7 protein-coding genes are annotated in these 11,696 nt (G+C 61.4%); 4 read left to right on the top strand and 3 right to left on the bottom strand.

Features of this window, described 5'->3' with window-relative positions; translation table 11 throughout:
- Positions 1–55: 55 nt before the first annotated feature.
- From J1G18_RS22540 to J1G18_RS22525, 4 genes are all read left to right on the top strand, one after another.
- Complete coding sequence (locus tag J1G18_RS22540) at positions 56–3,163, top strand: efflux RND transporter permease subunit (protein ID WP_223008515.1); 3,108 nt, start codon at positions 56–58, stop codon at positions 3,161–3,163.
- Positions 3,160–4,620, top strand: a complete 1,461-nt coding sequence (locus J1G18_RS22535; RefSeq protein WP_139054519.1) for an efflux transporter outer membrane subunit — start codon at positions 3,160–3,162, stop codon at positions 4,618–4,620. The genes J1G18_RS22540 and J1G18_RS22535 overlap by 4 nt, the downstream gene beginning before the upstream one ends.
- A gap of 253 nt (positions 4,621–4,873) precedes the next feature.
- Positions 4,874–6,955: a putative bifunctional diguanylate cyclase/phosphodiesterase gene (locus J1G18_RS22530; protein ID WP_223008513.1), complete on the top strand. Its 2,082-nt coding sequence runs from the start codon at positions 4,874–4,876 to the stop codon at positions 6,953–6,955.
- A gap of 243 nt (positions 6,956–7,198) precedes the next feature.
- Complete coding sequence (locus J1G18_RS22525) at positions 7,199–7,945, top strand: SDR family oxidoreductase (protein ID WP_007968514.1); 747 nt, start codon at positions 7,199–7,201, stop codon at positions 7,943–7,945.
- 142 nt (positions 7,946–8,087) lie between these two features.
- On the opposite strand, the gene mapR is transcribed toward J1G18_RS22525, so the two are convergent.
- The 3 genes from mapR to J1G18_RS22510 all read right to left on the bottom strand — a co-directional run bounded on the left by mapR (position 8,088) and on the right by J1G18_RS22510 (position 11,592).
- Positions 8,088–9,497 carry a GntR family transcriptional regulator MpaR gene (gene mapR / locus J1G18_RS22520; RefSeq protein WP_008087199.1) on the bottom strand — a complete coding sequence of 470 codons (1,410 nt, stop codon included), beginning with the start codon at positions 9,495–9,497 and terminating at the stop codon, positions 8,088–8,090.
- 220 nt (positions 9,498–9,717) lie between these two features.
- Entirely contained in the window at positions 9,718–11,148 is a 1,431-nt protein-coding gene (ccoG, locus tag J1G18_RS22515) for a cytochrome c oxidase accessory protein CcoG (RefSeq protein ID WP_223008511.1), read from the bottom strand.
- Between the two features lie 195 nt (positions 11,149–11,343).
- Entirely contained in the window at positions 11,344–11,592 is a 249-nt protein-coding gene (locus J1G18_RS22510; protein ID WP_223008509.1) for a DUF3203 family protein, read from the bottom strand.
- Positions 11,593–11,696: the final 104 nt, after the last annotated feature.

Genomic DNA, 11,696 nt, shown 5'->3' with positions numbered 1-11,696 from the left:
TCGCGAGCAAGCCCGCTCCCACAAGGGACTGGTGTGATGTTGGGGATTGCGGTCAATGAACCTCTCCGGTCCTTTCATCAAGCGCCCGGTCGCGACCATGCTCCTGAGTCTGGCGATCATGCTGCTGGGCGGTGTCAGTTTCGGTCTGTTGCCGGTGTCGCCGCTGCCGCAAATGGATTTCCCGGTGATCGTGGTCCAGGCCAGTCTGCCCGGCGCCAGTCCCGAGGTGATGGCGTCCACGGTGGCGACGCCGCTGGAGCGCTCGTTCGGGGCGATTGCCGGCGTCAACACCATGAGCAGCCGCTCCAGCCAGGGTTCGACCCGGGTCATTCTACAATTTGACCTCGACCGTGATATCAACGGCGCGGCGCGGGAAGTGCAGGCGGCGATCAACGCTTCACGCAACCTGTTGCCGAGCGGGATGCGCAGCATGCCGACCTACAAGAAGGTCAACCCGTCGCAGGCGCCGATCATGGTGCTGTCGCTGACCTCGGATGTGCTGGAAAAAGGCCAGCTCTATGACCTGGCCTCGACCATCCTCTCCCAGAGCCTGTCCCAGGTGCAGGGTGTCGGTGAAGTGCAGATCGGCGGCAGTTCGCTGCCGGCGGTGCGCATCGAACTTGAACCGCAGGCGCTTAACCAGTACGGCGTGGCGCTCGACGATGTGCGCAAGACCATCGCCGGGGCCAACGTGCGCCGGCCCAAGGGCTCGGTCGAAGACGGCGAGCGCCTGTGGCAGATCCAGGCCAACGACCAGTTGGAGAAAGCCAAGGATTACGAGTCGCTGATCATCCATTACAAGGACGGCGCGGCCCTGCGCCTGAAGGACGTGGCCAAGGTCAGCGACGGCGTCGAAGACCGTTACAACAGCGGCTTCTTCAACGATGACGCGGCGGTACTGCTGGTGATCAACCGTCAGGCCGGTGCCAACATCATCGAGACGGTCAACGAGATCAAGGCGCAGTTGCCGGCGTTGCAAGCGGTGCTGCCGGCCAGCGTCAAACTGAACCTGGCGATGGACCGCTCGCCGGTGATCAAGGCCACGCTGCACGAAGCGGAAATGACCCTGCTGATCGCCGTGGCGCTGGTGATTCTGGTGGTGTTCCTGTTTCTCGGGAATTTCCGCGCCTCGCTGATTCCGACGCTGGCAGTGCCGGTGTCGCTGGTCGGCACCTTTGCGGTGATGTACCTCTATGGCTTCTCGCTGAACAACTTGTCGCTGATGGCGCTGATTCTGGCTACCGGACTGGTGGTGGACGATGCCATCGTGGTGCTGGAGAACATCTCCCGGCACATCGACGAAGGCGTCAAACCGATGCAGGCTGCCTACCTCGGGGCCAAGGAAGTCGGTTTCACCTTGCTGTCGATGAACGTGTCGCTGGTGGCGGTGTTCCTGTCGATCCTGTTCATGGGCGGGATTGTCGAGAGCCTGTTCCGTGAGTTTTCCATCACCCTGGCAGCAGCCATCGTGGTCTCGCTGGTGGTCTCGCTGACCCTGACGCCAATGCTCTGCGCCCGCTGGCTCAAGCCGCACACGCCGGGCCAGGAAAACCGCCTGCAACGCTGCAGCCGCCGCGCCAACGACTGGATGGTCGGCAAATACGCGACCAGCCTCGACTGGGTGCTGCGCCACCGCCGTCTGACTTTGCTCAGCCTGATCATTACGGTCGGGGTCAACGTCGCGCTGTACGTGGTGGTGCCGAAGACGTTCATGCCGCAGCAGGACACCGGCCAGTTGATCGGTTTCGTCCGGGGTGACGACGGTCTGTCGTTCAGCGTGATGCAACCGAAAATGGAAACCTTCCGCCGCGCCGTGCTCAAGGACGAAGCAGTGGAAAGCGTCGCCGGGTTCATCGGCGGCACCAACGGCACCAACAACGCGTTCATGCTGGTACGCCTGAAGCCGATCAAGGAGCGCAACCTGTCGGCGCAGAAAGTCATCGAGCGCCTGCGCAAGGAAATGCCCAAGGTGCCCGGCGCCCAGTTGATGCTGATGGCCGATCAGGATCTGCAATTCGGCGGTGGTCGCGAGCAGACCACCTCGCAATACAGCTACATCCTGCAAAGCGGCGATCTGGGGGCGTTGCGCGAGTGGTACCCGAAAGTGGTGACCGCGCTGCGCGCACTGCCGGAGCTGACCGCCATTGATGCCCGCGAGGGGCGCGGCGCGCAGCAGGTGACGTTGATTGTCGACCGCGATCAGGCCAAGCGCCTCGGGGTCGACATGAACATGGTCACGGCGGTGTTGAACAACGCCTACAGCCAGCGGCAGATTTCGACGATCTACGACAGCCTCAACCAGTATCAGGTGGTGATGGAGGTCAATCCGAAATACGCGCAGGATCCGGTGACGCTCAATCAGGTGCAGGTGATTACCGCTGACGGTGCGCGGATTCCGTTGTCGACCATCGCCCATTATGAAAACAGCCTGGAAGACGACCGCGTCAGCCACGAAGGCCAGTTCGCCTCCGAAAGCATCGCGTTCGACATGGCTGAAGGCGTGACCGTGGAGCAGGGCAGTGCTGCGATCGAGCGGGCGATTGCCAAGGTCGGTCTGCCGGAAGACGTGATCGCGAAAATGGCCGGCACCGCCGATGCCTTTGCCGCCACGCAGAAGAGTCAGCCATTCATGATCCTCGGTGCGCTGCTGGCGGTGTATCTGGTGCTCGGTGTGCTGTATGAAAGCTACATTCACCCGCTGACGATTCTCTCGACCTTGCCCTCGGCCGGGGTCGGTGCGCTGTTGTCGATCTATGCGCTGGGCGGCGAGTTCAGCCTGATCTCCCTGCTCGGATTGTTCCTGCTGATCGGGGTGGTGAAGAAAAACGCGATCCTGATGATCGACCTGGCGCTGCAACTGGAACGCCATCAAGGCCTGTCGCCGCTGGAGTCGATCCGCAGCGCTTGCCTGCAACGGCTGCGGCCGATTCTGATGACCACCCTGGCGGCGATCCTCGGCGCCTTGCCGTTGCTGCTCGGCCGCGCGGAAGGCGCAGAAATGCGCCAGCCGTTGGGCCTGACCATCATCGGCGGCCTGATCTTCAGCCAGGTCCTGACCCTTTACACCACGCCTGTGGTTTACCTCTATCTCGACAAGCTGCGCCACCGCTTCAACAAGTGGCGTGGCGTGCGTACTGACGCCGCTCTGGAAACTCCGCTATGACTGACCGTTCGCTTCTCAATCTGGCCACTGCGCGCGGCTCGCGCCTGTTGAGTCTGTCACTGTGCGTGGCGATGCTCAGTGCCTGCGCTGTGGGCCCGGACTATCAGCGTCCGCAGACCGCCGAGGTCGCGCAATACAAGGAGGCCAAGGGCTGGCGTCAGGCCAATCCGAGCGATTCGCTGGCGCGCGGCGCCTGGTGGGAGTTGTACGGCGATCAGCAACTCAATGGCCTGATCGAAAAACTCAACAGTTCCAACCAGACCGTCGCGCAATCCGAAGCGCAGTTTCGTCAGGCCCAGGCCTTGGTGCGTAGCGCCCGTGGAGCGTTTTATCCCAGTGTCGACCTGAGCGTGGGCAAGACCCGCTCCAGCCAGGGCACCGGCAGCAGCAGTTCGAGCCTGAGCAGTTCCGCCAGCGGCATTCGCGACACCTACAACGCGCAGTTGGGCGTGAGTTGGGAAGCGGATATCTGGGGCAAGTTGCGCCGAGGTCTGGAAGCCAACGAGGCCAGCGCCCAGGCGAGCTTCGCCGATCTGGCCGCGATGCGCCTGAGCCAGCAGTCGGAGCTGGTGCAGAATTACTTGCAACTGCGAGTTATCGACCAGCAGAAACGCCTGCTCGAAGCCACCGTCGCGGCCTACGAAAAATCCCTGCAAATGACCCAGAACCAGTACCGCGCGGGGATTTCCGGGCGTGATGCGGTGGCGCAGGCGCAGACCCAGTTGAAAACCACCCAGGCCGATCTGGTCGACCTGATCTGGCAGCGGGCGCAGTTTGAAAATGCCATCGCCGTGCTCACCGGGCAGGCGCCGGCCGAATTCAGCATCGCTGAAACCCAGAACATTCCGAATCTGCCGCAGATTCCCCTGAGCCTGCCGTCGCAGCTACTGGAACGCCGCCCGGACATTGCCTCGGCGGAGCGTTCGGTGATCGCCGCCAACGCCAATATCGGTGTGGCCAAAGCGGCGTACTACCCCGATCTGACCTTAAGCATGAGCGGCGGCTACAGCAGCAGTACCTCGAAAAATCTTTTAACGCTGCCGAACCGTTTCTGGTCGGTCGGGCCGAAACTGGATTTGCCGATATTCGACGGTGGTATTCGTTCGGCCGAGGTTGACCGTACCGAGGCGGTGTATGACCAAACCGTTGCCAAGTACCGCCAGACCGTGCTCGACGGCTTCCGCGAAGTGGAAAACTATCTGGTGCAACTGAAGGTGTATGAAGACGAGGCGGCGGTGCGTCAGGAAGCACTGGATGCTGCACGCGACTCGCTGCGCCTGACCCAGAACCAGTACAAGGCCGGGTTGATTGCCTACATCGATGTGGTTGTGGTGCAAGCCACGGCGCTGAGCAACGAGCGGACTGTGCTGAACATTCTGCAGAGTCGCCTGATTGCCAGCGTGCAGTTGATTGCGGCGCTGGGTGGCGGCTGGGACGGACAACTGGCCACCGAATAGCCTGTGTAGGAGCTGCGGCACGCTGCGATCTTTTGATCTTTAAAAACAAGGTCAAAAGATCGCAGCGTGCCGCAGCTCCTACAGGTTGTGATGGTTGTTCCAGAGCCTCGCAAAACCATCAAACAAGCGTTTCATCGGGTTGATGGCAAAATGATTACTTTGTCAGTGCGTTCTTCCGCGCAATCAGTACAATCGCCGCATTTGCCCAGCCGAGAATGGACGCAGTACGGCGCGGGTGGTCGCGAGAATCTTCATGCTCATCGGTAATTATTCCTTCACCCTGGTTTTCATTTCTTTGTGTGTGGCGATCCTCGCGTCCTACACCGCGCTCGATCTGACCGGGCGCATCGCCAGCGCCCGTGGGCGCGCAGTGCATTTCTGGACGGCCGGCGGTGCACTGGCGATGGGGGTCGGCGTCTGGTCAATGCACTTCATCGGCATGTTGGCCTTCAAGCTGCCGATCGACCTGGGCTACGACATTGCGATTACCGCGCTGTCGCTGCTGATTGCCGTGCTGTCCTGCGGGTTTGCCCTGTGGCTGGTCAGCCAGCCGAAACTGCCGATTTTGCAATTGGCCTTTGGCGCTTTGGTCATGGGCGCCGGCATCAGTGCAATGCATTACACCGGCATGGCCGCGCTGCGCATGACGCCTGGCATCGATTACGACCCGACCCTGTTCGGCGCCTCATTGCTGATCGCGGTCGGGGCCTCGGCGGCGGCGTTATGGATCGCCTTCCGCCTGCGCCAGCACTCGCCTTATGTACGTCTGATTCGTGGTGGTGCGGCAGTGATCATGGGCATCGCGATTGTCGGCATGCACTACACCGGCATGGCCGCCGCGCAGTTTCCTGATGGCAGTTTCTGCGGCGCAACGCTCGACGGCCTAAAAGGCAACGGCCTCGACAATCTGGTGCTGATCACCACGCTGGCGGTGCTGTCGATCGCCTTGCTCACTTCGATTCTCGATGCGCGCCTTGAAGCGCGTACCGCCGATCTGGCGCATTCGCTGACCCTGGCCAACCGTGAACTGACGCAACTGGCATTGCACGACACCCTGACCGGTCTGCCGAACCGTATGCTGCTGGACGACCGGATTAATCAGGCGATGAAGAAGGTCGAGGAGCAGGGCGGTTGTTTTGCGTTGATGTTCATCGATCTGGACGGTTTCAAACCGGTCAACGATGCCTTCGGCCACCACATGGGTGACCAGTTGCTGCGTGAAGTCGGGGTGCGCCTGCGCGAAGATCTGCGCAGTCAGGATACGCTCGCGCGAATTGGCGGCGACGAGTTCGTGCTGCTGGTGCGTCTGAGCGAACCCGACGATGCTCTGGGACTGGCTGCGCGTCAGGTCGGGTTGCTCGGTCAGGCGTTCCGCGTGGCCGAGCACGACTTGCAGATTTCTGCCAGCGTCGGCATCGCCCTGTACCCGGGTAACGGCCTGAGCGCCCAGGAACTGCTGATGAATGCCGACGCGGCGATGTATCACGCCAAGGGCAGCGGCAAAAACGGTTACAGCTTCTTCGATGCTTCGATGAACAGCAACGCGCGCAAGCAGCTGCAGCTGTTGCAGGACCTGCGCGCCGCGCTGGAACACAGTCAGTTCAGCCTGTATTTCCAGCCCAAATTCGACGCCATCAGTGGTCGTCCGGTCGGTGCCGAAGCGCTGCTGCGCTGGCAGCATCCGACCCAGGGCATGTTGCTGCCCGACAAATTTATCGATCTGGCAGAGAAGACCGGCCTGATCATCGCCATCGGTGAGTGGGTGCTCAACGAAGCTTGCCGGCAGATGCGCGAATGGTACGTGCTCGGTTACACCGACTGGCGCATTGCGGTGAACCTCTCGGCCTTGCAGTTCTGCCACGCGGGGCTGGTGCAGAGCGTGGCCAAGGCGCTGGCGACCCACCATCTGCCGGCCAACAGCCTGACCCTGGAGATCACCGAAACCACGGCCATGAGCGACGCGGATGCGAGCATGAAGGTGTTGCAGGAGTTGTCCGACATGGGCGTCGACCTGTCGATCGACGACTTCGGCACCGGTTATTCGAGCCTGATGTACCTCAAGCGTTTGCCGGCCAACGAGCTGAAGATCGACCGCGGTTTTGTCCGCGATCTGGAGCACGACAGCGATGACGCGGCCATCGTCTCGGCGATTGTGGCGTTGGGCCAGGCACTCGGTTTGCGCATTGTTGCCGAGGGGGTGGAGACCGGCGTGCAGCAGGATTTTCTCACGCAGTTGGGTTGTGATTCGTTGCAGGGCTATCTGTTGGGGCATCCGATGCCGGCGGATGCGTTCATGCAGAAAATTGCCCGTGGAGAGGCTTTGGCGGCAGTCTGACTGCATTCGGTGGCGAGGGAGCTTGCTCCCGCCGGGGCGCGAAGCGGCCGCGTTTTTACTCGGTTTTACTGTGTTGCCCGGCATCACGGATGCTTCGCAGCCGAGCGGGAGCAAGCTCCCTCGCCACAAAAAACATCTCAGTCTCATGCAGGGTTTTGTCTTTGACAGAGCCCATGCAAAACCGCCCAATGGCGGTTATTCTTCAACCCGACTGTTACGTGTGCATTGGGGGGAAGGGCCAGCATGGATAAAGTCATGGTAATCACCGGTGGCGGGCGCGGAATTGGCGCCGCTACGGCGTTGTTGGCTGCCGGGCAGGGCTATCGGATCTGCATCAACTATCAGTCGGATGAACAGGCCGCGCAAAGCGTGCTGGAGCAAGTGCGGGCGCTGGGGGCGCAAGCCATTGCGGTACGCGCCGATGTCAGCATCGAAGACGAAGTGATCGCGCTGTTTCAGCGGGTCGACACCGAATTGGGGCGGGTCACCGCGCTGGTGAACAACGCCGGCACCGTCGGGCACAAGTCGCGGGTCGATGAAATGTCCGAATTCCGCATTCTTAAAATCATGAAAACCAACGTCCTGGCGCCGATCCTCTGCGCCAAGCACGCGATCCTGCGCATGTCGCCCAAACACGGCGGGCAGGGCGGCAGCATCGTCAACGTCTCCTCGGTCGCCGCGCGCCTGGGTTCGCCCAACGAGTACGTCGACTACGCCGCGTCCAAAGGCGCACTCGACACCTTCACCATCGGTCTGTCCAAGGAAGTGGCGGGTGAGGGGATTCGGGTCAACGCGGTGCGTCCGGGCTATATCTATACCGATTTCCATGCACTGAGCGGCGATCCTGATCGGGTCAGCAAGCTTGAGTCGGCGATTCCGATGGCCCGGGGCGGGCGCCCGGATGAAGTGGCGGAGGCGATTGTCTGGTTGTTGTCGGACAAGGCTTCTTATGCGACCGGGACGTTTGTTGATTTGGGTGGCGGGCGCTGATCGTTGGGATTTGTGTTGCCTGATCTGGACTCTTCGCGAGCAAGCCCGCTCCCACAGTAGACCGCGTTTCTCCAGATGGAATGCGGTCTACTGTGGGAGCGGGCTTGCTCGCGAAGGCGTCATAAGCCCCAACATCTGTCTGTCAGAACGACCGCACAATCCGCCCCAACGTCTCCATCGCCTTCTCCGAATCCTCGGTCCACGGGCTGCCGTAATTCAGGCGAATGCAGTTCCTGAACCGCTGAGTCGGCGAGAAGATCGGCCCCGGCGCGATGCTGATGCCCTGCGCCAATGCCATCTGAAACAACTTCAACGAATCCATCTGCGGTGGCAGTTCCAGCCAAAGGAAGTAGCCGCCCGCCGGCTGGCTGACGCGGGTCTGCGCCGGGAAATAGCGGGCAATCGCTGCGAGCATCGCGCTTTGCTGTTCTTCCAGGGCGTAGCGCAGTTTGCGCAAGTGGCGGTCGTAGCCGCCGTGTTGCAGGTAGTCGGCGATGGCCGCTTGCGCCGGCATCGAGGCACAGAGCGAGGTCATCAGTTTCAGCCGTTCGATTTTCTGTGCGTAACGCCCGGCGGCGACCCAGCCGATGCGGTAGCCGGGGGCCAGGCTCTTGGCGAACGAACCGCAGTGCATCACCAGCCCTTCGGTGTCGAAGGCCTTGGCCGGTTTCGGTGCCTGCTGACCGTAATAGAGTTCGGCGTAGACGTCGTCCTCGATCAGCGGCACCTGATGCCGGCGCAGCAGTTCCACCAGTTCCTGTTTCTTCGCCTCGGGCATGGTCGCGCCCATCGGGTTCTGGAAACTGGTCATGCACCAGCAGGCCTTGATCGGATGGCGCTCCAGGGTCTGGGCGAGCACGCCGAGGTCGATACCGTCGCGCGGGTGCACGGGGATTTCCACGGCTTTGAGTTTCAAGCGCTCCAGCACTTGCAGGCTGGCGTAGAACGCCGGGGCTTCGATGGCCACCAGATCGCCCGGCTCGGTCACCGCTTGCAGGCACAGATTCAGCGCTTCGAGGGCGCCGTTGGTGATCAGCAGTTCTTCCATCGGCAGCATCAAGCCGCCAACCATGTAGCGCAGGGCGATCTGCCGACGCAGTTGCGGGTTGCCCGGCGACATGTCGGTGACCACCATGCGCGGGTCCATCTCCCGCGCCGCACTGGCCAGCGAACGTGACAGCCGTTGCAATGGGAACAGGGTCGGGCTGGGGAACGCCGAGCCGAAGGGCACGGTGCTCGGATCCTTGATCGATTCCAGCACCGAGAACACCAGTTCGCTGACGTCGACTTCGGTGGAGTCGTTGACGTGGCTGCTGATCACCGGCTCCGAGAACGGACTCGGTGCGTGGGTGTTGACGAAGTAACCGGAGCGCGGCCGCGCGCGGATCAGACCGCGACGTTCCAGCAGGTAATAGGCCTGGAACACCGTGGACGGGCTGACCCCGTAAGTCTGGCTGGCGTAGCGCACCGACGGCACCCGTTGCCCGGGGCCGAGCACGCCGGAGCGGATCAGTTCAGCGATGTCGTCGGCGAATTTTTCGTAGCGTTTCATCGGGGGCCTTGGTGCTGGTTGGGTGTGTAGGGTGTCAGGGAAAGCCCCTCACCCTAGCCCTCTCCCGGGGGGAGAGGGGACTGATCGGGTTGTATGTTCGAGTTACGCCGACTTGAAAGCCCGGAGTCGAACTCGGGTTTGAAAGCCACTGAGATCTGCTCCCTTTCCCCCTCGCCCCCTGGGGGGAAAGGGCTGGGGTGAGGGGGAGGATTCTAACGGCTCAGCGATTCATCGGCGCCACAAACCTGCTTTTCGCCACGCTATAAATCTCGGGCTCGTCGCTGTCGGCGATCTTGAAGCTCAAGGTCTGCGAGCTGCTGGCCGGGCGTTCCGTGGTCATCGCCACCGATACGGGCACATCGACAATCTCTCCCGGCGCCAGGCTCAGTTCGGTCTTGCCCTGCAACTGGAAGCCATCGCCCTCCACGAGACTCAGGGTGTAGTCCTGGCGCTGTTGGGTCTTGTTGATGACCTTGAGGGTGTAGATGTTCTCGATCTGGCCCTGACCGTTCTCGCGGAACAGCCCGCGATCCTTGGTCACGTCGAGCGAGACCATCGGCCGTTCGACCAAGGCCAGTGCCAGAGCGCCGATCATCACCAGCAGCACCGCGACATAACCGATCAGCCGAGGCCGCAGCAGATGGGTCTTGCCGCCCTGCAATTCGCGTTCGGAACTGTAGCGGATCAGGCCGCGCGGGTAATTCATTTTGTCCATGATCGAATCACAGGCGTCGATGCACGCCGCGCAGCCGATGCATTCCATCTGCAGGCCGTCGCGGATATCAATGCCGGTCGGGCACACCTGCACGCACAACTGGCAATCGATGCAATCACCGAGGCCGGCTTCGGCGGGTTTCACGTCGCGTTTGCGCGGGCCACGGTTTTCGCCACGGGCGACGTCGTAGGAAATCGCCAGGGTGTCCTTGTCGAACATCACGCTCTGGAACCGCGCATACGGGCACATATGCATGCACACCGCTTCGCGCAGCCAACCGGCGTTGATGTAAGTGGCGGCGGTGAAGAACAGTACCCAGAACAGACTGACCCCGCCGATCTGCAGGGTGAACAGCTCTTCGGCCAGCGGCCGGATCGGCGTGAAGTAGCCGACAAACGTCAGCCCGGTCATCACGCTGATCGCCAGCCACAGAGTGTGCTTGGCCGCGCGCCGCGCCAGTTTGTTCAGGCCCCAGGGCGCCGCTTGCAGTTTGATCCGCTGGTTGCGTTCGCCTTCGGTGACTTTTTCGCACCACATGAAGATCCATGTCCACGAGCTCTGCGGGCAGGTGTAACCGCACCAGACCCGGCCGGCGAACACGGTGATGGCGAACATACCGAACGCAGCAATGATCAGCAGCGCCGAGAGCAGGATGAAATCCTGTGGCCAGAAGGTCGCGCCGAAGATATGGAATTTGCTTTCGGCCAAGTCCCACAGCACGGCCTGACGACCGCCCCAGTTCAGCCACACGGTGCCGAAGAACAGCAAAAAGAGAAAGCCCGCGCCGCTGATGCGCAAGGTGCGGAACAGGCCGGTGAAACTGCGGGTGTGGATGTGATTGTCGGTGGAGCCGGCCTTCGCCTTCATCGGGCGACCAGGCACATTTTTTATGGTGGGGCTTGCTTCTACGGTTCGGACGGGGATTTGTTCGCTCATGGTCATTCGCTCATCAGCCTCCATCAGGCGGACGAACTATGAGCGCCGATCTGTTTGCATAACAGACTCAGCTATTTTAATAAAAAGCGTATCAGATGGCGTTTGGTACACATCCTGCGACAACTTGAAGCAGCCCGCAGACGCAGGCGCAAACGCCTATCGCAGGCGTCTGCGCCGGATGTTGATCCGGGTCAGTCAAATCACCGAATCACTCTCGTCAGCCTTCAGGTGCTTGCGACCGTCTGTCGCGCCAGCGACGGTCAAGGCATCCGCCTCTGCTTCGGTGATGTAAACGCGCCGGCCTTCAATCTCAACGAACGACATGGCTTTTTCGCTATCGGTTTTGACTTCCAGCGTGTCGCAGATACGAATTTCCTCGCCATTTTCGACGGTGAAAAAACACACTTTGGATTCGGGATTGGATTCATCGATTCGAACGGGCATGAGGCTGTCCTTTTTTCATGGGTACCTGAAAGGTTAGGGCGCGCGCTTTGCCGATCGTTCTGCGCAACTGATTAATGGTCGCTGCTGTCCATCCACTAACGACC

It is taken from the genome of Pseudomonas sp. MIS38 (assembly GCF_019891575.1).
GTDB classification, from domain to species: domain Bacteria; phylum Pseudomonadota; class Gammaproteobacteria; order Pseudomonadales; family Pseudomonadaceae; genus Aquipseudomonas; species Aquipseudomonas putida_A.
Note: the sequence above shows the minus strand (reverse complement) of the source record. Positions and strands in the feature narration are given on the sequence as shown.